Consider the following 21,657-nt stretch of genomic DNA (forward strand, 5'->3'; position numbering starts at 1 on the left):
CGAGCGCCTTTTTTTATCTTATAAAATCAACCAAATACACTTGGAAAACGTTACTCTGAATTTATTTCAGAATTTCACCCAATTGATGGTGAAACAAATATGAGAAGCTAAATGAAGTTCAGGTTGACAATGAACAATCAATTCTTATTAGTTTCTCAGTGTCAATTGACAAACTCTCCCTCTTCAGGTCTGGCGTAAAAAGATACAGGATTAGGACCCTGGCTCAACATAACCTTTTCAAAAGTCACCGTACTTACTGGGTCAAGAATTTGCCTGCCTTCGTAATTGTGCCAAGTAATCGATTTGGGCAGTAACAGCCCGTTCACCTCCTGCCAATCAGTATAATTGATCCACCTTACATTTTCCGAACTTTCGCCTGATCGATAGGTAACGGTGTATCCCAACCATGCCATCTCGTAAGTTTCAGGATTAAAATGGATGAAGTACTCATCTTTAGATGAGGCACCAACTCCAGAGCGGTAGGCTATTTTAATTCCGGGATAACTTTTTCCATCATACTTCAAATCTTCGGCTTCGGAATACATGATACCGTCATCCGCAAAAACAAAAGGCATGGCATAGAAGTAAAACATCAGATTATGGTAAAACCCTGGATCACCTTCATAATTCCCGCTTCCATTCATAAGCCAGGCTTGTTCGCCATCAAAACCCATGGAAAATTGTTCGGTATCCACTCTATCCATTCTGGACCACAAATCAATAGTATGAGTTTCTGAGAAGTTTGTCTTTGGCAATAAAAAGGTTAAAGTACGTTGCTTTTTCCATTGTTTTAAGCTCCCATGGGCCTCAAAAACTTTCGATAAGGCATCTGGATAAATTGTATTTTCTTCAGAAGTTTCCTGTTCAACATATGGTTGGTTCTTATCGGATGTGTGATTTTGCTTGCAGGCTATTATGCCCAATAAAAGTAATAGGGTGGTTATTTTGTTCATGGTTCAAATTTTACCTGTTGGTCGAAAACCCCTTTTTATAATTACAGGAATGGCTATTTTTACCATTAATATGGAAGCTAAACTCATTAGTAGTACCCAAAATCCTTTGATAAAGAAAGTCCTGCTCCTAAAAGAGAAATCACGAGAAAGGAGAAAAAGTGGTCTTTTTGTAGTGGAAGGACAGCGAGAAATTGAATTGGCCCAAAAGGGTGGATACAATTTGCAGACTCTCTTTTTTTGCCCAGAAATCATGGGTTCTAGCTCCATAGATGTTTTTACCAAAGCCACAGACCCTGAAATTGTGCAGGTTTCAGAAAGTGTATATGGTAAAATTGCACATCGTGCCACCACCGAGGGTATTCTTGGTCTAGTACAATCCAAGAACCACGGTTTGGACCAAATATCCTTTACCAACAAAACACCTTTGGTGTTGGTTGCCGAGGCCCCTGAAAAACCTGGCAACATAGGTGCACTGTTACGTACCGCAGATGCTGCTGCAGTGGATGCCGTTCTTATCGCAAATCCCAAATCCGACCTATATAGTCCAAACATAATCCGTTCCAGTGTGGGGTGTCTTTTCACCAACCAAATTGGCGTGGGTACAACGGACGAAATCATTGATTTTTTAAGAACCAACCAAATCAAAATTTACTGTGCTGCATTAAGCGCTTCCAAAAATTATGTGGATTGTGATTTTAAAGCTGCTTCGGGCCTAGTAATGGGCACGGAAGCTACCGGTCTTACCGAAACATGGCTTCAAAATTCCGACCAAAACATAATAATACCGATGCAGGGAGAAATAGACTCCATGAATGTTTCGGTATCCGCCGCAATACTTATATTTGAGGCGAAGCGCCAGCGCGGATTTTAAGCTATGGAAAAAAATATACTCTTTTATGTTATCCTGGCCATTCTTGTGGTCCAATACCTGGTTCACCAGTATTTGGAATACCTGAACGCCAAGCGTTTCAAATCAACTTTACCGCCTGAACTTGCCGATGTTTTTGATGAAGACGAGTATCAAAAATCACAAAAATACAAACAGACCAATTACAAATTCGGTGTTATTTCCGATGGATTTTCACTGGTATTGACCATCTGTTTCCTAGCATTCGGAGGTTTTGAATGGGTAGACCAAATCACGCGTTCCATAACAGAGGACAGTATCTCAATGGCTTTGATATTCTTCGGCATCATAATGCTAGGAAGCGCCGTTTTAGGCCTCCCCTTTTCCTATTATCGAACCTTTGTGATCGAGGAAGAGTACGGGTTCAACAAAACCACCAAATCCACCTTTTGGTCCGATAAAATCAAGGGCAGTATTCTCACGGTTATTCTTGGAGGTGGTATTTTGAGCTTGTTTATGCTGTTCTACCAATCCACAGGCCCTAATTTTTGGATTTATACATGGATTGCTGTGGGCATTTTCATCTTGTTCATCAATTTATTTTACAGCAGGTTAATCGTTCCATTGTTTAATAAACAAACACCTCTTGAAGATGGAAGCCTTAAAAGTTCCATCGAAAACTACGCCCAAAAAGTAGGGTTCGAGCTCCAGAATATATTTGTGATCGATGGTTCCAAACGATCTACTAAGGCAAATGCCTATTTTTCAGGTTTCGGCAAAGAAAAACGTATCACCCTTTTCGACACCTTGATAAACGACCTTAGCGAAGATGAAATCGTAGCCGTACTGGCACACGAAGTAGGTCATTACAAACGTAAACATATCATCGTGAACCTTGTGGTTTCCTTATTGACCACTGGGCTCACACTTTTTATACTATCGTTGTTCATCAACCACCCAGAAATATCGCTGGCCATCGGAGTGTCCAAACCAAGTTTTCATGCTGCTTTGGTAGGGTTTGCCTTGTTGTACAGTCCAATTTCGGAATTGACAGGATTGATCATGAACTATTTATCCAGAAAATTCGAGTTCCAGGCCGATGATTTTGCAAAAACGACATTTGCTGCGACACCCTTGGTTTCGTCCCTGAAGAAATTGTCCAAGAAAAGTTTGAGCAACTTAACACCACACCCTGCTTACGTTTTTGTGCACTACTCCCACCCGCCATTGGTGGAGCGTATCCGAAACCTAAAGGCATAGATTTTGTTGGTTAGATAATAAGATTGTAGTAAATTTAAAATACTATGACAGAGGCTGCTATTGAAAAAGAGAACAAGGAGATTGCGAAGCAGTACAAAGAATTACTTCGCATAAGCTACCAGACGCTGACGGATGAAGACAAGAAATTGATTCGTACTGCCTTTGATGTGGCCGTGGACGCCCATAAGGATCAGCGAAGAAAGTCTGGGGAAGCATACATCTTCCACCCTATTGCCGTTGCCAAGATCGTGGCTTCGGAAATTGGATTGGATGCGGTTTCCATCGCCTCTGCCCTACTGCACGATGTTGTTGAGGACACACCCTATACCTTGGACGATATTGAACGGATGTTCGGTGAAACCGTGGCCCGAATTGTGGATGGGCTAACCAAGATTGCCCACTTAAAAAAGGACAAGGACATCAGTCAACAGGCTGAGAATTTCCGTAAAATGTTGCTTACCCTTCATGATGATGTACGGGTAATCATTATTAAAATTGCCGATCGGTACCATAACATGCTCACCATGGATTCCATGCCAGAGCACAAGCAGGTAAAAATTGCATCGGAAACTTTGTACATATATGCACCACTGGCGCATAGAATAGGATTGTACAATATAAAAACGGCCTTAGAGGATTTAGCGCTTAAATATACCGAGCCGGATGTTTACGAGGATATTCAAGCCAAAATTGAAGACACAGAAGAGGAAAGTTTAGCCTATATAGATGATTTTGCCAATGTAATCAGGACTTCATTGGACAAGGAAGGACTAAATTACTATATAAAAGGGCGAATGAAATCCATCTTCTCCATCCGTAGGAAGATGAAGGCCCAAAATGTGACCTTTGAGGAGGTATATGATAAGTTTGCCATAAGAATCATTTATAAATCCGACCGGAAAAATGAGAAATTCCTGGCCTGGAAGATTTATTCCATTGTTACGGACCACTTTACACCCAACCCTATTCGATTACGTGATTGGATCACTTCACCAAAATCTACCGGTTATGAGGCCCTACATATCACCGTTATGGGACCAAAGGGTAAATGGGTAGAGGTACAGATACGAAGTGAGCGGATGCACGAAATTGCCGAAAAAGGATATGCGGCACACTTTAAATACAAGCACGGAAACCAAAAAGAACAAGGAATAGAAGAATGGTTGAACAAGCTTCAGGAAGCCCTCGAAAGTGCCAATGGAAATGCCGTAGACTTTGTGGAGGAATTTAAGCTCAACCTATATTCCAAAGAAATATTTGTTTTTACTCCAAAGGGAGACCTAAAATCCATGCCCAAAGGCGCTACTGCACTGGACTTTGCCTTCAATATCCATACAGAAGTGGGGATGAAGACCCGAGGTGCAAAAGTCAATGGAAAATTGGTGCCCTTAGGCACAAAGCTTCGTAGTGGTGACCAAGTGGAGATCATAACATCGGAAAGTGCCAAACCAACACAGACATGGTTGGATTATGCCGAAACGGCAAGGGCACGTTCCAAGATCAAATCCTCACTGAGTGAAGAGAAAAAAGAGGTGGCCGCAGAAGGCAAAGAAATTTTGCGCCGTAAGCTAAAAGCCCAAAAAATAACCTTGAACGAGGACACGGTAAATAAACTGGTGACCTTTTTTAAGCTAAAGACCAGTTTGGACCTCTTTTATAGGGTGGGCATTGGCGTTATAGACAATGAGAAATTAAAGGATTTTTCCTCTTCCTACCACAATGCATTTATCAATTTCTTTAAGAACAGGATACGCAAGACCCCTGCCCCTAAGGATATCGATAAAAATGAGATTACCACCAAGTACGATTTATTGGTGTTCGGAAAAGAAGAAGAAAGGCTCAATTATAAATTATCGCAATGTTGCAACCCAATTCCCGGTGACGAAGTGTTTGGATTTGTGAGTGTCAACGATGGTATCAAGGTGCACAAAAAAAACTGCCCCAATGCCATTTCATTGCAATCCAATTACGCTTACAGAATTATTAGTGCCAAGTGGATAGACTCATCTCAGGAAGAATTCTCCGTTGATATTCAAATTACGGGTATCGATAATATGGGGCTGGTCAAGGACATCACAAAAATTATCTCCGAAAACATGCATGTCAACATGCGCAACCTCAACTTCAGTGCAGACGGAGGCACCTTTAAAGGAAAAATCACTTTGGTGGTAAAAAACAATAATATCCTTAAAAGGTTGATGAACAGTTTAAAGCAAGTGGAAGGTATAGATAAAGTGACCAGAATTTAATTTTTAACTGTACCTTTGTGCATTAGCATAGGTAGAACGCCATGGGAAACAATAAAAATCAGGAAATTGTAAAAAATGTGTTCACTGCTTTCCTAGAAGAGAAAGGACACCGCAAAACCCCTGAACGCTACGCCATTTTACAAGAAATTTACGAAAGCGACGATCATTTTGATGTAGAGTCCCTTTACATTAAAATGAAAACCAAAAACTATAGGGTAAGTCGAGCTACGCTCTACAATACCATCGAGCTGTTATTGGAGAGCAAATTGGTCCGCAAACATCAATTTGGGGAGAACCAGGCAAAATATGAGAAATCATATTTTAATCGTCAGCACGATCATGTTATTCTTACCGATACTGGCGAAGTAGTGGAATTTTGCGACCCGCGCATTCAATCCATCAAAAAAACAATTGAAGAGGTTTTTGATATCAAGATCAACAATCACTCATTATATTTCTACGGAACTCGAAACAAAGAAGAAAACCTAACCGAATAACCCGAACATTACATGGTAGATTTATTGCTTGGACTCCAATGGGGAGACGAAGGAAAAGGAAAAATTGTTGATGTACTGACCAAGGAATACGATATTATAGCTAGATTTCAAGGAGGTCCGAATGCAGGGCACACCTTGGAATTTGATGGTATTAAACACGTTCTGCACACCATCCCATCGGGAATTTTCCATGAAAACGCCATGAATGTGGTAGGTAACGGCGTGGTAATCGATCCCGTGATCTTCAAAAAAGAACTGGATAATCTTGAAAAGTTCAATATCGACATAGAATCCAAACTTTTTATCTCAAGAAAAGCACACTTGATTCTACCAACCCACCGTTTGTTGGATGCCGCTTCCGAGGCTTCAAAAGGTAAAGCAAAAATTGGATCAACCCTAAAGGGTATTGGCCCAACTTACATGGATAAAACCGGACGAAATGGTATGCGTGTTGGGGATTTGGAGTTTGATGATTGGAAAACAAAATACCGTGCGTTGGCGGATAAGCATGAGGCCATGATCGACTTTTACGATGTGGACATTCAGTATAACCTGGATGAGTTGGAGGCCGAGTTCTGCGAAGGTGTCGAGACCTTAAAAAAATTGACCTTTATTGACAGTGAGGAATATATTTTCAAGGCGCAGGCAGAAGGAAAGAAAATTTTGGCAGAAGGCGCCCAAGGCTCCTTGTTGGATATAGATTTCGGAACTTACCCCTTTGTAACATCTTCCAATACCACTGCGGCCGGTGCATGTACCGGATTGGGCGTAGCTCCCAATAAAATTAAAAGTGTTTTGGGAATTTTTAAAGCATACACCACTAGAGTGGGTAGCGGTCCATTCCCTACCGAACTTTTTGATGAGGATGGAGCCACCATGGCAAAAGTGGGCAACGAATTTGGTGCCACGACAGGAAGACCACGACGTTGTGGTTGGTTAGATTTGGTCGCCCTAAAATATGCGGTTCAAATCAATGGTGTTACCGAACTTATGATGATGAAAGCCGACGTTCTTAGTGGTTTTGATACTATTAAAGTCTGTACGGCCTATACTTACAAAGGAGAGGAGATTCAACACTTACCTTACAGCATTGAAGAAGAGTATGTTACCCCAGTCTACACAGAGATGAAAGGGTGGTCCGAGGACCTCACAAAGCTTACGAATGCAGAACAATTGCCAAAAACCTTGAACGATTATATCTCCTTCTTGGAAGAGCAGTTGAACGTACCTATAAAAATAGTATCCGTAGGCCCGGACAGGCTTCAAACTATTCACAGATAAGTCTCGGTTTTCTGTTCATTTTTCAGTAATTTAAAGGTCCGATTGTCTAATCTTGGACAATATTTTACTGCATAGTTAATTGACTAAAAATCAATACAATGAACAAAACACTGACCCTGCTATTTCTAATAGCTAGCTTAATTTCCTGTACAAAAGAATCAACAAAACTAACGGTAGCATCCCCAAACGGAATCAATTCCATTGATTTCCAACTTTCGGAGGATGGTTCACCGTACTATTTTGTGAATCATAACAACAAAACCGTTATCGATTCCTCTTCCATGAGTTTTGACTTCAAAAACCAAGAATCCTTAAAAGGTGGATTGAATATCATCAATTCAACCACAACTTCGGTAAATGAAACTTGGGAAATGCCCTGGGGAGAACAAAAGGAAGTGGTGAATCACTACAACGAAATGATTATAGAGCTTGAAGAGACCCAAGCACCCAACCGTAAATTCAATATCTATTTTAGGGCCTATGATGATGGCATCGGTTTCCGCTACGAGTTCCTGCCTCAACAAGGGATGGATAGCATCATTATTATGGATGAAAACACGGAGTTCCAATTAACCGAGGATTATATGTCTTGGTGGATTCCTGGAGACTGGGACATTTATGAGCATCTGTACAACACCACTAAAGTTTCAGAAATAGATGCCATATCCAAAAGAAATAATGAAGATTTGGCGCAGACCTACATTCCCGAAAATGCGGTGAATACTCCGGTGACCATGCGTGGCAAGGATGGTCTGCATCTTAGTTTCCACGAGGCCAATCTTACCGATTATGCTGGGATGACATTAAAAGTGAACAATGAGTCATTACTTCTTACAAGCGAATTAGTAGGTTCCGATAGGTCGGGATACAAAGTAAAAAGGGAACTACCCTTTAAAACTCCATGGCGTAGCATACAAATTGCCGAAAAAGCTGGGGACCTTATTGAATCCAAGTTGATCGTAAACCTTAACGAGCCCAACAAATTGGGTGATATCAGCTGGTTTAAGCCTAAAAAATATGTGGGTATTTGGTGGGAAATGCACGTAGGTAAATCTACATGGGACTATGCAGGCTCCCAAGACATGAACACCTTTACCAACGACCTAAAACCTACAGGCAAGCATGGAGCCACCACAGAAAACACCAAGCGCTACATTGACTTTGCCGCTCAAAATAACATTACCGGAGTTTTGGTTGAAGGCTGGAACACCGGTTGGGAACACTGGATAGGTTTTGAAGACCGTGAGGGTGTTTTCGATTTTGTGACCCCCTACCCCGATTACGATTTGGAAGAATTGAATCGCTACGCCAAAGAGAAAGGTGTAGAGATAATTATGCACCACGAAACCTCGGCCGCACCGAGAACCTACGAGCAACAATTGGATACTGCCTATCAATTGATGAACCAATTGGGTATCCACTCCGTTAAAACAGGTTATGTGGGCAAAATAATTCCAGAAGGTGAATACCACCATGGACAATGGATGGTCAATCATTACAGAAAAGTAGTGGAGACCGGTGCCAAATACAATGTGGCCATAAACGCCCACGAACCCATTAAAGCTACCGGAATCCGAAGAACGTATCCAAATGCCATTGCACGAGAAGGGCTTCGCGGTCAGGAATTCAATGCCTGGTCGGCCGATGGTGGAAACCCTGCCGAGCACTTGCCCATTGTAGCTTTCACCAGAATGTTGGCAGGACCTATCGATTTTACACCTGGTGTTTTTGATATTGAAATCCCGAGCAAGGAAAATAACCGCGTCAGCACCACACTTGCACAGCAACTGGCTTTATATGTTGTTATCTACGGACCTGTACAAATGGCTTGCGATTTACCCGAAAATTATGAAGGTCAGCCCGCGCTTCAATTTATCAGGGACGTTGGCGTGGACTGGGACGAATCCAAGGTCTTAAACGGAGAGGTCGGCGATTTTGTTACCATTGCCAGAAAGGAACGGGAAACAGGCAATTGGTTTGTTGGTGGAATTACCAACGAAAATGCACGGGAAGTCACCATTGATTTTGATTTTCTGGAGGATGGCGTTGCATATGAAACCATTATTTATAAAGATGCAGAAGATGCTAATTTTAAAAACAACCCAACAGCCATCAATATTGAGCGAATCGATGTTGACAAAGATTCATCTTTGACCATACAAATGGCAGAAGGAGGAGGATTTGCCATTAGTTTATTAAAGAAAAACGGATAATTCAAACCGGGGTTATGTGACCTATATCACTGTAAAAACAGGTTGCATAAACTACTTTTGAAGAAAAGCAAAATATACCGTTATGACAGATAAACTCAATAAAATAGGACTGGACAAACAGGCCTCTAGCGACTTAGCCGATAAACTAAACGAATTGTTGGCCAATTATCAATTATTCTACATGAACGCACGTGGTTTTCACTGGAACATTAAGGGTGAAAAGTTTTTTGAACTGCACCTTAAGTTCGAAGAGCTCTACAACGATTCGTTAGTGAAAATTGATGAAATTGCAGAGCGTATATTAACCTTGGGCTTTACTCCCCTACACACGTACGGCGACTATACAGGATTATCAAAAATCAAAGCTGCAAAAAATGTATCGAGTGGCAACAAGGCCATTCAAGAAATTTTAAATGGATACGAGGTACTATTGCCATTGGAACGAGAACTGCTGGAAATGTCCGGAGACTCCAATGATGAAGGTACCAATGCCTTAATGAGCGATTACATTCGTGAGCAGGAAAAACTCATTTGGATGTATTCCGCATATTTGAACCAATAAATTATATGACCAAAAACATTCTTAAGGATTTAATCGCACAGAACAGAAAAACATGTGATTTCACTTTCAACGAGATCACTCAGGAAAATAGCTCGCTAAAATTAAACGATGATACCGCTTCCGTTGGATTCATATATCGTCATATTGGGGAGATTATGCATCTACTCACGCAATTTTTTGGTATTCCCACCGAAGTTAAAAACACCACCATGGGCGAAAAGGATACCGGTGAAGTGTACAACTTGGAGGAAAGTCAAAAACTAGTGGAAGATGGATACAAATTACTGGATGATCTCGTTGAAAGCTTATCCGAAAAAGAATGGACGGAAACCATCGAAACTCCATTTTTTGGCCCCATATCCAGGACCAAGTTGTTGGGACACGTACTATACCACAACACCTATCACTGCGGACAAATAACTCTTACCTTAAAAAGGGGAAAGTAAAAGCAAAGGGCAATCACTTGAATTAGAAATCCCAAAGCTTTCTAAACGATGTATGCCACTTCCGTTAAAAATCCTACTTTTGGGCAAAATTTCGTGAATTTGAAAAGCATTTCATTTTTCATTCTGGCCCTTTTCACTTTTGGCGCATTTGCCCAAGAGCAGCAGCCCGAGGGTGGCCGACAAATCAACATCGTTTACGGGGCCAACTTCACCAAAGATGAGGCACAGTTTCCCGGTGCTTCCATTTTTAGCAAGGATGATGAGCGACAGGTACAGTTTGAGCACCAAGGAGCTGACCTGTGGTGCGATATTGCTATTTTTTATGCTGAAGAAAACCGCCTAAAGGCGATTGGGAACATTCGTTTACAACAAGGGGATTCCATAGAGATGAACAGTGGAAAAATGGACTACGATGGCAATTCAAAATTGGCCAAAGCTTGGGAAAAAGTGGACCTTACCAATGGCCAAATGACCTTGACAACCGACACCCTTTATTTTGATAGGGAAAAACAACAGGCCTACTACAATTCAGGTGGAAAGGTTATAGATTCCGCGAATGTGCTCACTAGCATTGTGGGAACCTATTTTATGACCCCCAAAAAGTACCAGTTTCAACGCAAGGTACACATTGACAATCCTGATTATATTATTGATTCGGAGCAACTGGACTATTACACCACATCCAAAAACGCCTATATGTACGGTCCTTCCACCATAACTGGCGAGGAATACAAAATCTATTGCGAGAGAGGTTTTTACGACACCACAATCGAGCAAGGTTACGGGATCAAAAACACCCGTATTGATTACGACAATAAAATAATCGAAGGGGACAGCCTCTATTTTGACAAGGCTACGGAATTTGCCTCTGCAACGAACAACATCCAAATTACAGACACCATCAATAATGGGGTGATCAGGGCACATTATGCCGAAGTGCACAAGGCCAAAGATTCCGTTTTTGCCACCAAAAGAGCAGTTTCCATCAGTCTGGTACAGAAAGATTCCCTTTATATGCACGGCGACACCTTGATGGTCACTGGAAAAGAAGAAGAACGTGTTTTACGCGCATTCAGGAATGCCAAATTCTATAAAACAGACTTGAGTGGCAAATGTGATTCCATTCATTTCGAGGAAAAAACGGGTATTACCCAATTGATTACCAATCCTGTTTTATGGAATGTAGACAATCAGATCACGGGAGACAGCATTCATTTAATTTCCGATTTGGAAACAGATAAGCTGGATTCCCTAAAAGTAATCGAGAATGCTTTCATAATTTCATTGGATACGATAAGTGGTACTGAGTACAATCAAGCCAAGGGAATAAACCTGAATGGAAAATTCATCGAAAATGAGCTCAAAATCATCGATCTGGATAAGAATACAGAATTGATTTACTATATCTACAATGATGACCAAGAATTAATAGGGGTAAATAAAAGTAAATCGAGCAAGATTAGACTCGAGATGGCCAATAACGATATTGAAGACATCACCTTTTACGTAGATCCGGATGGGGACATTTTCCCGGAAGATGAATGGGAGCAACAATCCAAAAAATTTAAAGGTTTTATCTGGCGTGGCGATGAACGAATCATGTCCAAAGAAGAAATATTCGACGAAGACGACAACAACATTGAACTGGTTAAAATTCGGGGCATAGACAACCCCATTGATATTGATGCAGAGGAAAACGAACGGCAGAACAACCAGAACGACCCCATAAATGCACCCAATACCAAAGCGGTAAAACCTAAAAAGCCCGTTCTTAAAAAGAAAGAACAAACCCCATAATGTCCAAAAAAGATTTTTACACATACCAAGCCCAAACTTCTCCGCATCCATTGGCCTTGGAAGTTTCGCATGCCAAAGGAAGTTACATCTACGACCAAGATGGCAACGCCCATTTGGATTTTGTGGCAGGCGTTTCGGCATGTAGCTTGGGACATTGTCACCCAAAAGTGGTAGAGGCCGTAAAAAAACAAGTAGATCAATACATGCACGTTATGGTCTATGGTGAATACGTACAACAACCCGCGGTAGCGTTTTCCAAATTATTGGCATCTCTCCTACCCAACAATTTAAACACCACATATTTGGTGAATTCGGGTACAGAAGCCATGGAAGGCGCCATTAAATTGGCTCGAAGGCATACAGGCCGCTCACAAGTCATCGCTGCTAAAAATGCGTATCATGGGAACACCATGGGGAGTTTGAGCCTTATGGGATTGGAAGAGCGTAAAAGTGCATTCAGACCGCTAATTCCGGATATTAGGTCCATACAGTTCAATGCTGAGGAAGAAATCGAAAACATTACCGATAAAACTGCTGCGGTTGTATTGGAAACCATACAAGGTGGTGCTGGTTTTATTGTACCTGAAAACGGTTATTTGGAAAAAGTACGGAAGCGTTGCAACGAAGTGGGTGCCATGCTCATCTTGGACGAAATACAGCCAGGTTTTGGACGCACAGGCAAATTGTTCGCTTTTGAGCACTTTAATTGTCCACCAGATATATTGGTCATTGGAAAAGGAATGGCCTCTGGTCTGCCTGTTGGTGCTTTTGTGGCATCACATGAGGTAATGGCCGATTTAAAGGAGAAACCAAAATTTGGACATATTACCACCTTTGGTGGAAATCCGGTAATTGCAGCGGCCAGCTTGGCCACCCTAAAAGAAATCACCGAAACGGACCTTATTCCGCAAACACTTGAGAAAGAAAAACTATTCCGAAAACTACTCAATCACCCCTTGATCACAGAAATTCGAGGCAAAGGCCTAATGTTGGCCCCGATTATGAAAAGCAAGGAAGTAGCCGATTACTTGGTTGTTGAAGCAGCTAAAAAAGGCCTCATACTTTTTTGGCTTTTATTCGAGGATAGAGCTGTGAGAATCTCACCTCCATTAACCATTTCCATGAAAGAAATCGAGGAAGGTTGCGACCAAATCCTCAGCATTTTAAACGACTACCAAACCCGTACTGTTAACTAATTTGTTGATAACATACCCCAAAAATGGACTTTAAGAGTAGCTCAAAGGGTTAATTTTAAGTCCATAGTTCAACCAAAAACGTTCCTATGGCGTTAGAATCTAACGAATATCCAGACAAATCCATTAGCAAATTTGAGTCCATGCTCAAGACGGATGACGTCTATTTCTTTGATGCGGAGGACTTTGAGGAAATCATTCACCACTACCTTAACAACGGCAAAATATCCTTGGGGAAAAAAGCCATTCAAATTGGTTTGGAGCAACATCCAAATTCAATGGAATTAAAACTTTTACAGGTAGAAGTTTTGGCATTCGAGGACAAGTTCGAAGCAGCTGAAACACTGTTGGACGAAATTCAGAACATTAATGCGGCGAACGAGGAAATTTATATTCAGCGTGCCAATATCCGTTCCAAACAAGATAAACACCAAGAGGCCGTAAACCTTTTACTGGAAGCGTTGGACGTTACCGACCATTCTTTCGATATACATTCACTGCTGGGCATGGAGTACCTGTTCATGGATAACTATGAGCAAGCGAAATTGAGCTTTATGCGATGTGTGGAAATGGACGACCGTGATTATTCATCGCTGTACAATGTAATTTACTGCTTCGAGTTTTTAGAAGATTTTGATGGCAGCATCCATTATTTGAACGATTATCTGGAAAGAAACCCTTATTCTGAAGTCGCTTGGCATCAATTGGGAAAAATGTATCTAGCCAAAAGCCTGTACCTTGAAGCTTTGACCGCTTTTGATTTTGCCGTTATTTCGGATGATTCCTTTATCGGAGCCTATTTTGAAAAAGGTAAGGTTTTGGAAAAATTGGGCAGATACAATGAGGCCATAGAGAACTATGAATCTACCATCTCCATCGAAGACCCTACATCTTATGCATTTTTGAGACTTGGAAAATGCCATGAAAAACTTGGGAATTTCGAATTGGCCAAATACTACTATTACCACACCGTTCACGAAGACCCTTTATTGGACAAGGGCTGGTTGGCCATAACGGATTTTCATTACGGACAGAAAAACTTTGAAAAAGCCCTGTATTATATCAACAAGGCCATAAATATTGATGGTGAAAACCCAAAATATTGGAAAAAAGCAGCTAAAATCTATTCTGCCCTAAACAATTTTGATGAAGCTGATTTCGCCTATAAACAAAGTGTAGACTTGGGCAACTATGAATTGGGAACTTGGAAAAATTGGGCTGAGGTCCTTTATAAAATCGGGGACCTGAATTCAGCCATCCAAGTCTTAATACAAGGCCTTGAATTCTATCCGGACAATTCCGACCTCACCTACAAACTTGCGGGCATCCATTTAAAAAATAAAGATTTGGATGAAGCAAAAAGCATTTTATCCAAGGCCATGAGAATTGATATTGGTAAATTGCAGCAATTTGAAAAAGAATTCCCAGAATTCATTGAAGTTGATTGGGTGAAAGCGCTGGTTTCCAAAATAAGGAAGACAGCCAAATAGCCTACAGTTTATCCAAAATTCATGCAAGCACGTCGTATACTGGACTACGTTTTCGTTACCCTCAAAGGTATGGCCATGGGTGCCGCCGATGTTGTCCCGGGAGTATCAGGAGGAACCATCGCCTTTATTTCGGGCATTTACGAAGAACTCATCACCTCCATAAACAATATTGACCTTTCCTTGATTGGTATTTTAAAAAAAGATGGCATCAAAGCCGTCTGGAACAAGGTGAATGGCAATTTTTTATTGGCCCTCTTCCTAGGAATTTTTATCAGTGTGCTCTCCCTGGCCAAATTCCTAAGTTGGCTATTGGAAAACGAGCCCATTTTATTGTGGTCCTTTTTCTTTGGCCTGGTAGTTGCCTCTATATTCTTTGTAGGCAAGGAGATTAAAAAATGGACTGTGGGCACAGTTGTGGTGCTTCTTTTGGGAGCCGCATTGGCATTCTTTATCACCGAACTCCCGGCAAACGACAATGTGGATAGCTTACCATTTTTGTTTTTATCGGGGGCATTGGCCATTTGCGCCATGATTTTGCCCGGCATATCAGGAGCATTTATTCTAGTGTTATTGGGTTCTTATAAAACCATTTTGGATGCTGTTCACGAAAGGGACATCAAGATTATTTTGACTGTTGGGGTCGGCGCTGTTTTTGGACTATTGAGTTTCGCCCGACTTCTTAAATGGATGTTCAATCACTACAAAAACATCACTTTGGCGCTGTTGACCGGTTTTATATTAGGTTCACTGAACAAAATATGGCCATGGAAAACGGTGTTGGAGACCAAAACTTTTGGGGACAAGACCATTGTTGTGGATGATATGAACGTACTTCCTGGCGCTTTTGAAGGCGATAGTAAATTAATGCTGGCCATTGTATTAGCCATCCTAGGTTTTTCACTTATTTTTATCCTGGAAAGACTAGCTTCCAAAAAATAAGGAAAACCTAAGTGGGCAAATGCATCAACCTAGAACATTTCTGGATAATTTCTTCTTGGTCATCAAAGGCCTGTGCATGGGCGCTGCCAACAAAGTGCCAGGTGTTTCAGGTGGTATAGTTGCATTTGTAGCCGGTTTTTATGAAGAATTCATCTATTCACTACAAAAACTCAATTCTAAAGCACTCAAGCTTTTGTTCAATGGAAGGTTCAAAAGTTTTTTCCAGTATACCAATGCTCGCTTTTTAGGTCTATTGATCTTTGGGATGTTGGTGAGTTATTTCAGTGTTTCGCGAATACTGGATTATTTTTTGGAACACAACGAGCTGTTTGTCTGGGCCACTTTCTTTGGAATGGTCATCGGTTCCATTTACCATATCGGGAAGGATTTCACCCCTTGGAACAAACGCACCATTCCTGCAGGTTTAATTGGTTTGATAATCGGCGTATCCATTAGTTTTTTAAGTCCCGCACGCGAAAACGACAATCTCTTCTTCATATTTTTCTGTGGAATAATCAGTGTCTCCGGTATGACGCTCCCCGGCCTATCCGGTTCATTTATTTTAATCCTTTTGGGCAACTATGTGTTGCTTCTTGTAGACTCCGTAAACGCACTTTACGACACCTTTTCCGAGTTGTTTTCCGGTGACTTCAGTTTTGTGAACAATCCGGAGCGAATCCAAATTTTAAAAATCTTGGGGGTCTTTACCTTGGGGTCGATGACTGGGCTGGTTACGTTTTCACATTTATTGAGCTACTTATTAAAACATTTTAAAGCAACAACAACTGCCGTACTATTGGGATTTATCACCGGGTCTTTAGGGGTTCTGTGGCCTTGGAAAAGGACTATTTTTAAATTGAACCCAAACGGTGGCACTTTATTGGATTCCAACGGCAATAAAATCATCCTCAACTATAGAAGATATTTCCCCGACATGGCAGATGCAGAAACCTGGTGGGCCATACTTTTTATTTTGATGGGGATTTTGGTATTATTGATTTTGGATTGGTATGGCAACAACAGACAAAAAAATGTATAGGTACGGACTTCTCGGTAGAAATATCTCATACTCTTTCTCACAAGGATACTTTACACAAAAATTTAAAGACCTTGGATTAACTGACCACAGCTACGAGAATTTTGACATTCAACATATATCCGAATTCAAAAATGTTCTAGTCCAAAAGAACCTAAAAGGACTGAACGTAACTATTCCTTACAAACAAGATGTAATCCCCTATTTGGACGAACTGGACTCCAAAGCCGCTAAAATTGGGGCCGTAAATACCATACAGTTTTCAGAAAAAGGATTAAAAGGATTCAACACCGATGCTTACGGGTTCAAGAAGTCTTTAGAACCTTTTCTACAAGCGCATCATACCCATGCTTTGATCTTGGGTACCGGTGGCGCATCCAAGGCAGTACGCTTTGTACTGGACGAACTAGGTATTGCCAACACTTATGTTTCCAGAACTAAAAAAGAAGGTCAGCTCACCTACGAGGAGCTGGACAAAACATTGATGGAGCAAAACACCTTGATCGTTAACTGCACTCCATTGGGAACATATCCCAATATTGAAAACAAACCAGAACTCCCCTATCAGTTCATTGGAAACGGGCATTTGCTCTACGATTTGATCTATAATCCAGAAAAAACCAGTTTTCTCTCTATAGGAGAAGCCAATGGAGCTGCCATCTGCAATGGCCTGAAAATGTTGGAACAGCAAGCAGAAAAAGCTTGGGAAATCTGGAACCAAGGTTAAAAAAGAACCATTGACATAAGGATTCCATCAATCCTCACAAGCGTCATATTCTGCAAAAAGAAGAATCAATACTTTTGCTATTAGACAATTAAGTTGTTAAATTGGCTATAACTTTCATCAATCACATAGGTAAACAAGCAACGAATGCAGGAAAATGATCGTAAACTTCAGCAAGCTGAAGGTGGCAAAGAAGAAACTACGGAAAACACAAAAGCTCCTTTGGAGGAGACCAAACAGGTCGAACCAGAAGTAGCGGAGGACACCACACCCAAAACTGAAAATTCGGAAGAGCCGAAAGAGGAAACGGTTGCGGAATCCAAAAGTGATGAAGAAGCTGCCAAAACAGATGCATCCAACGATCATTTAGATGAAATTGACGAATCCAATGCCGAGGATGCCGAGGATACGGACAACGAAAAACGTCACACGATTCCCATGTTGGACTATCACTCCATGTCCATGGAAAATCTTGTGGGAGAATTACAACGCTTGGTAAAGAATGAAAAGGTTCAGGCAATTCACAAGCATGTCAGTTCCATCAAATACGAATTCGACCAAAAATTTCAAGAATTCCTTGATGAGAAAAAAGAGGAATTCGTTTCCAAAGGAGGAAATGAGATAGACTTCAGGTATAATTCCGTAGCTAAAAGACAATTTAACGAAGTATATTCCGAATATAGAGAGAAACGTGACCAGTACTACAAACAACTGGACCAGTCGTTAAAGACCAATCTACAGAAGAGACTGGATATAATTGAAGAATTGAAGGGCCTGATCGATATTGAGGAGGACATTAATACCACCTACAACAATTTTAAAGATCTTCAGCATAGATGGAAGAATGCAGGACCTATTCCCAGAGCCAATTATAACGATGTTTGGCGCACCTACCATCACCACATGGAAATCTTTTATGATTTTCTGCACCTTAACCGCGAACTGCGGGACTTGGATTTTAAGCACAATCTGGAAGAAAAACAAAAACTTGTGGAGCGTGCAGAAGCTTTGGCCAACGAGCCAGACCTGAACAAAGCCTTCCGTGAGCTACAGACCTTGCACAAAATTTGGAAAGAGGACATAGGCCCAGTTGCCAAAGAGCATCGCGAAGAAATTTGGGAAAAGTTCAGCAACGCTACAAAAACCATGCACCAACGTAGGCAGGAACATTTCCAAGAACTGGAAAAGGTCTACGAGAAAAACTTGGAGAAAAAACAGGAAATTATCGCCAACATTGCCAAGATTGCAGAAAGCGTTGCGGATAATCACAGAGGCATTCAACAACAAATAAAAGAAGTTGAAGCATTGCGCGAATCCTTCTTTAAAGCGGGAAGAGTGCCCCAAAAAGTGAACGAGGAAACCTGGAGCCAATTCAAGGAAACCGTTCGCAAGTTCAACAGAACCAAGAATGCTTTCTATAAAAATCAGAAGAAAGAACAACAGCTTAATCTTGAAAAGAAAAAGGAGCTGCTGGAGTTGGCAGTATCTTTAAAAGATAGCGACGATTGGGCGGAGGTTACTCCCCAAATGAAGCGCATACAAAGAGATTGGAAAAAAATTGGGCATGTTCCAAGAAAATACTCCGATAAAATCTGGAAAGAGTTCAAAGATGCTTGCAACCACTATTTTGATCGCCTACATTCAGAAAAAAATGAAGCCCATAAAGAAGAATTCGAAAACTTTAAAAAGAAGAGTGAGTGTTTGGATCGTTTAAAGGAATTCCAGCTGAGTGGAGATAAAAAGAAAGATATTGAAGACATCAAGGCCTTTTTGGCGGAATGGAAGCAATACGGCCGTATACCCTACAACAAAAAGCACATAAATTCCAAGTTCAACAAGATTGTGGATGCCCTGTTCAAAAAATTAGGGGTCGGCAAACAACAGTCCGAACTTCTCAAATATGGCAATAAGGTTCAAGAATTGGCCAAAACCGAGGACAATTATGCCATAGGCAACGAGCGTGTTTTTGTAAAACGTAAAATCGATGAAGTCAAAGCCGAGATCCGTCAGTTAGAGAACAATCTTCAGTTCTTCTCTGGGGACACGGAGGACAATCCATTGGTAAAAGAGGTGGTTAACAATTTGAACAAGCAAAAAGAGGCACTTCAAACCTGGAAAGAAAAAATGAAGAAACTCAATATCCTCGAACACAAACTCAACAAAGAAACCGAAGAGGATGAAAACTACGAGGAGGAATAGACCTCGGCCCATTCCTCCCCATCAAAAAATCATATCACCATCCAGAATTAAAAAATACTTTTTAAGAAATACCTTATCAAGTCGGTCGTAGTAACAATACCTTTAAGTTTTCCGTCATCTACGACAGGTAAGGCATGAAATTCTCTCTTCGACAAAATTTCTGCTACTTCTTTTATGCTTGAACCGGAAGTAACAGTAACTACATCGTGTACCATTACTTGTGGTATGGTGAACATATTATAAACAATGGTATCCACATATTCTTCATGTTCATCAATGGCATCCGCAAAACTAATACGCAACAAATCCGTATAGCTCAGCATTCCTTTAATGGCATTTCCCTCAACTACGGGAATATGTCTAATATGATGCTTTTTGAATAACCTCTCGGCCGCCACCAAATCATCTGTGGGACTTAATGTGACCAAGTTTTTGGTCATGATTTTTGAAACAGGCACACCATTTTTCATCTCACCAGTATTTTACAATTCCATGAATGAAGTTACCCTGATTCTCAACGGAAAAGTATGATAATTGTCAGGCCAACTGCATTTTTCAGGACGATTTAAACACACTATTTTGCCATAAAATGGTTCGTTCACTTATAATTTTTGGCAATACACCCCTTTTTCTTGTGGTTTTTGTAAACTTTTAAAATATTTACCGAAACCAACCTCTACTATCCTTACAATGAAAAATCTTTTTACCCCCGCACTGATTTTATTGTTTTGCATCCAAGTTTATTCACAATCCTTTTACGAGACCAGCTGGATCAGCAATAATGTAAAATACACAGCTTTTATAGTTCAGCACACCAGCGAAGAAGCGTTGGTTGCAGTAAAGTATTTTAACAACGGTTCTGACAAAGTAGCATTATACCCTGGCAGGTACAAGACATTTACAAAATCGGACGGCACAACCGACCGATACCTAAATGGATACGACGCCTTTATAAAACGTGGCCCTTCAGGTTCTAGCTACAGTGCCGATAATTTTTACTTTAAAAAGACGGGGAACGGTAATTTTGAAGCTTACACCGTGGATGATAATGGGTTCAAAGGAGGCGACATCACAAATTATATGAAACCTACCCTGTATTGGATTCCAATACAAAAAGAAGCTCTCACAAAACGATACTTGGACGACTATTTTGATAAAGAGGATGCACTATTTCCACTTTTAGCGTTTTACGGAAACGGCGAAGCAGAATTTGTAACTGAAAAAGCCGCTATAACAGCATTGGGAAGTGGAATTACCCACGCCAACCCGCCTTACGATGATAGTCTTTGGGCCATATCCCTTAGTGATTTAGGTTCTGCAGCCTATACAAAACAAGTACTAAAACATTCCGACAGTTTTCCAAGTACCTGGATCAAGACTCAATGGGACAATGGCTATTTTATCACCTCCCTGGAATACGACTCATTTATGAACAAGTATTTAGTTGTAATGAGCAAAGGACCTAAATTAACAGGGCCACAATCTTGGAAAAAGTCCGAAACCTTCCCAAAAGAATGGGTTTCGGAAAAATGGGATAATTCATACTATATCACTTCAATGACCAATGATGGTGGAAGTTGGTACTTGGCAATGACAAAGAATACAGGACTTGGCACCCAAAGATGGAAAACCAGTTACGAAATCCCAAAAAGCTGGATCGAAGAAAGTTGGAACATGGGATATTCCATTACCTCTGCGACCTATGGAAACGGATTATGGGCGACCTGTGTAAGCAAAAATGCAAATCTGGGCCTACAATCCTGGAAAACGGCGACAGAATGGCCTATCGACTGGATTCGAGGAAAAGCAAATGATGGATATAAAATAACCACGATAGCTTATGGCGACAATCGTTGGTTTGTAGTAATGTCCAATAGCTCATCTATAAGTTACAACACCTCCATAACAAACTATACCGATTTACCCATCGATTGGATACTAGATAAGATCAGAGGTATTAATTAAAAGTAG

The 21,657-nt window shown here is 40.9% G+C and carries 18 protein-coding genes; 16 read left to right on the forward strand and 2 right to left on the reverse strand.

Going from position 1 to position 21,657, the window contains the following annotated elements; translation table 11 throughout:
* Positions 1 to 161: 161 nt before the first annotated feature.
* Positions 162 to 953 (reverse strand): DUF6503 family protein, encoded by a 792-nt coding sequence (locus tag PY091_RS03905; RefSeq protein WP_275648394.1) that lies wholly within the window; start codon positions 951 to 953, stop codon positions 162 to 164.
* A 49-nt stretch (positions 954 to 1,002) separates the two neighbouring features.
* Here PY091_RS03905 and PY091_RS03910 point away from each other — a divergent pair, with 49 nt between their 5' ends.
* The 15 genes from PY091_RS03910 to PY091_RS03980 all read left to right on the forward strand — a co-directional run bounded on the left by PY091_RS03910 (position 1,003) and on the right by PY091_RS03980 (position 19,686).
* Positions 1,003 to 1,824 carry a TrmH family RNA methyltransferase gene (locus PY091_RS03910; RefSeq protein ID WP_275648395.1) on the forward strand — a complete coding sequence of 274 codons (822 nt, stop codon included), beginning with the start codon at positions 1,003 to 1,005 and terminating at the stop codon, positions 1,822 to 1,824.
* Positions 1,825 to 1,827: 3 nt separating this feature from the next.
* Positions 1,828 to 3,060, forward strand: a complete 1,233-nt coding sequence (locus PY091_RS03915) for a M48 family metallopeptidase (protein ID WP_275648396.1) — start codon at positions 1,828 to 1,830, stop codon at positions 3,058 to 3,060.
* A 44-nt stretch (positions 3,061 to 3,104) separates the two neighbouring features.
* Complete coding sequence (locus PY091_RS03920; protein WP_275648397.1) at positions 3,105 to 5,309, forward strand: RelA/SpoT family protein; 2,205 nt, start codon at positions 3,105 to 3,107, stop codon at positions 5,307 to 5,309.
* 41 nt (positions 5,310 to 5,350) lie between these two features.
* Positions 5,351 to 5,806, forward strand: coding sequence for a Fur family transcriptional regulator (locus PY091_RS03925; RefSeq protein ID WP_275648398.1), 456 nt, complete (start codon positions 5,351 to 5,353; stop codon positions 5,804 to 5,806).
* Between the two features lie 12 nt (positions 5,807 to 5,818).
* Positions 5,819 to 7,087, forward strand: a complete 1,269-nt coding sequence (locus PY091_RS03930; RefSeq protein ID WP_275648399.1) for an adenylosuccinate synthase — start codon at positions 5,819 to 5,821, stop codon at positions 7,085 to 7,087.
* A 98-nt stretch (positions 7,088 to 7,185) separates the two neighbouring features.
* A complete protein-coding gene (locus PY091_RS03935; RefSeq protein ID WP_275648400.1) occupies positions 7,186 to 9,300 on the forward strand; it encodes a glycoside hydrolase family 97 protein in 2,115 nt (704 codons plus the stop codon).
* An 82-nt stretch (positions 9,301 to 9,382) separates the two neighbouring features.
* Positions 9,383 to 9,862 carry a Dps family protein gene (locus PY091_RS03940; protein ID WP_275648401.1) on the forward strand — a complete coding sequence of 160 codons (480 nt, stop codon included), beginning with the start codon at positions 9,383 to 9,385 and terminating at the stop codon, positions 9,860 to 9,862.
* A gap of 5 nt (positions 9,863 to 9,867) precedes the next feature.
* A complete protein-coding gene (locus PY091_RS03945) occupies positions 9,868 to 10,308 on the forward strand; it encodes a DinB family protein (RefSeq protein ID WP_275648402.1) in 441 nt (146 codons plus the stop codon).
* 48 nt (positions 10,309 to 10,356) lie between these two features.
* Positions 10,357 to 12,105 (forward strand): OstA-like protein, encoded by a 1,749-nt coding sequence (locus PY091_RS03950; RefSeq protein ID WP_289623470.1) that lies wholly within the window; start codon positions 10,357 to 10,359, stop codon positions 12,103 to 12,105.
* Positions 12,105 to 13,301 (forward strand): aspartate aminotransferase family protein, encoded by a 1,197-nt coding sequence (locus PY091_RS03955; protein WP_275648404.1) that lies wholly within the window; start codon positions 12,105 to 12,107, stop codon positions 13,299 to 13,301. The genes PY091_RS03950 and PY091_RS03955 overlap by 1 nt, the downstream gene beginning before the upstream one ends.
* A gap of 86 nt (positions 13,302 to 13,387) precedes the next feature.
* Positions 13,388 to 14,788: a tetratricopeptide repeat protein gene (locus PY091_RS03960; protein WP_275648405.1), complete on the forward strand. Its 1,401-nt coding sequence runs from the start codon at positions 13,388 to 13,390 to the stop codon at positions 14,786 to 14,788.
* A gap of 21 nt (positions 14,789 to 14,809) precedes the next feature.
* Entirely contained in the window at positions 14,810 to 15,727 is a 918-nt protein-coding gene (locus tag PY091_RS03965) for a polyprenyl-phosphate transporter (protein WP_275648406.1), read from the forward strand.
* 19 nt (positions 15,728 to 15,746) lie between these two features.
* Positions 15,747 to 16,766: a DUF368 domain-containing protein gene (locus PY091_RS03970; protein ID WP_275648407.1), complete on the forward strand. Its 1,020-nt coding sequence runs from the start codon at positions 15,747 to 15,749 to the stop codon at positions 16,764 to 16,766.
* Positions 16,759 to 17,490 carry a shikimate dehydrogenase family protein gene (locus tag PY091_RS03975; protein WP_275648408.1) on the forward strand — a complete coding sequence of 244 codons (732 nt, stop codon included), beginning with the start codon at positions 16,759 to 16,761 and terminating at the stop codon, positions 17,488 to 17,490. The genes PY091_RS03970 and PY091_RS03975 overlap by 8 nt, the downstream gene beginning before the upstream one ends.
* Before the next feature lie 144 nt (positions 17,491 to 17,634).
* A complete protein-coding gene (locus tag PY091_RS03980) occupies positions 17,635 to 19,686 on the forward strand; it encodes a DUF349 domain-containing protein (protein ID WP_275648409.1) in 2,052 nt (683 codons plus the stop codon).
* A gap of 47 nt (positions 19,687 to 19,733) precedes the next feature.
* Here the strand turns inward: PY091_RS03980 and PY091_RS03985 are convergent, their stop codons facing one another.
* The gene (locus PY091_RS03985) at positions 19,734 to 20,156 is read right to left on the reverse strand and encodes a CBS domain-containing protein (RefSeq protein ID WP_275648410.1); all 423 of its coding nucleotides are present in this window, start codon (positions 20,154 to 20,156) and stop codon (positions 19,734 to 19,736) included.
* Between the two features lie 220 nt (positions 20,157 to 20,376).
* Between PY091_RS03985 and PY091_RS03990 the strand changes: the two genes are divergently transcribed.
* Positions 20,377 to 21,651, forward strand: coding sequence for a DUF7477 domain-containing protein (locus PY091_RS03990; RefSeq protein WP_275648411.1), 1,275 nt, complete (start codon positions 20,377 to 20,379; stop codon positions 21,649 to 21,651).
* Positions 21,652 to 21,657: the final 6 nt, after the last annotated feature.

This window comes from Flagellimonas okinawensis (genome assembly GCF_029194005.1).
GTDB classification, from domain to species: domain Bacteria; phylum Bacteroidota; class Bacteroidia; order Flavobacteriales; family Flavobacteriaceae; genus Flagellimonas; species Flagellimonas okinawensis.

Bases quoted from the DNA above. Each gene is read 5' to 3' on its own strand.
- PY091_RS03985 (WP_275648410.1), bottom strand. From the start codon at position 20,156: ATGAAAAATGGTGTGCCTGTTTCAAAAATCATGACCAAAAACTTGGTC.
- PY091_RS03940 (WP_275648401.1), top strand. From the start codon at position 9,383: ATGACAGATAAACTCAATAAAATAGGACTGGACAAACAGGCCTCTAGC.
- PY091_RS03915 (WP_275648396.1), top strand. From the start codon at position 1,828: ATGGAAAAAAATATACTCTTTTATGTTATCCTGGCCATTCTTGTGGTC.
- PY091_RS03925 (WP_275648398.1), top strand. From the start codon at position 5,351: ATGGGAAACAATAAAAATCAGGAAATTGTAAAAAATGTGTTCACTGCT.
- PY091_RS03955 (WP_275648404.1), top strand. From the start codon at position 12,105: ATGTCCAAAAAAGATTTTTACACATACCAAGCCCAAACTTCTCCGCAT.
- PY091_RS03950 (WP_289623470.1), top strand. From the start codon at position 10,357: ATGTATGCCACTTCCGTTAAAAATCCTACTTTTGGGCAAAATTTCGTG.
- PY091_RS03920 (WP_275648397.1), top strand. From the start codon at position 3,105: ATGACAGAGGCTGCTATTGAAAAAGAGAACAAGGAGATTGCGAAGCAG.
- PY091_RS03975 (WP_275648408.1), top strand. From the start codon at position 16,759: ATGTATAGGTACGGACTTCTCGGTAGAAATATCTCATACTCTTTCTCA.
- PY091_RS03945 (WP_275648402.1), top strand. From the start codon at position 9,868: ATGACCAAAAACATTCTTAAGGATTTAATCGCACAGAACAGAAAAACA.
- PY091_RS03980 (WP_275648409.1), top strand. From the start codon at position 17,635: ATGCAGGAAAATGATCGTAAACTTCAGCAAGCTGAAGGTGGCAAAGAA.
- PY091_RS03935 (WP_275648400.1), top strand. From the start codon at position 7,186: ATGAACAAAACACTGACCCTGCTATTTCTAATAGCTAGCTTAATTTCC.
- PY091_RS03910 (WP_275648395.1), top strand. From the start codon at position 1,003: ATGGCTATTTTTACCATTAATATGGAAGCTAAACTCATTAGTAGTACC.
- PY091_RS03970 (WP_275648407.1), top strand. From the start codon at position 15,747: ATGCATCAACCTAGAACATTTCTGGATAATTTCTTCTTGGTCATCAAA.
- PY091_RS03905 (WP_275648394.1), bottom strand. From the start codon at position 953: ATGAACAAAATAACCACCCTATTACTTTTATTGGGCATAATAGCCTGC.
- PY091_RS03965 (WP_275648406.1), top strand. From the start codon at position 14,810: ATGCAAGCACGTCGTATACTGGACTACGTTTTCGTTACCCTCAAAGGT.
- PY091_RS03990 (WP_275648411.1), top strand. From the start codon at position 20,377: ATGAAAAATCTTTTTACCCCCGCACTGATTTTATTGTTTTGCATCCAA.
- PY091_RS03960 (WP_275648405.1), top strand. From the start codon at position 13,388: ATGGCGTTAGAATCTAACGAATATCCAGACAAATCCATTAGCAAATTT.
- PY091_RS03930 (WP_275648399.1), top strand. From the start codon at position 5,819: ATGGTAGATTTATTGCTTGGACTCCAATGGGGAGACGAAGGAAAAGGA.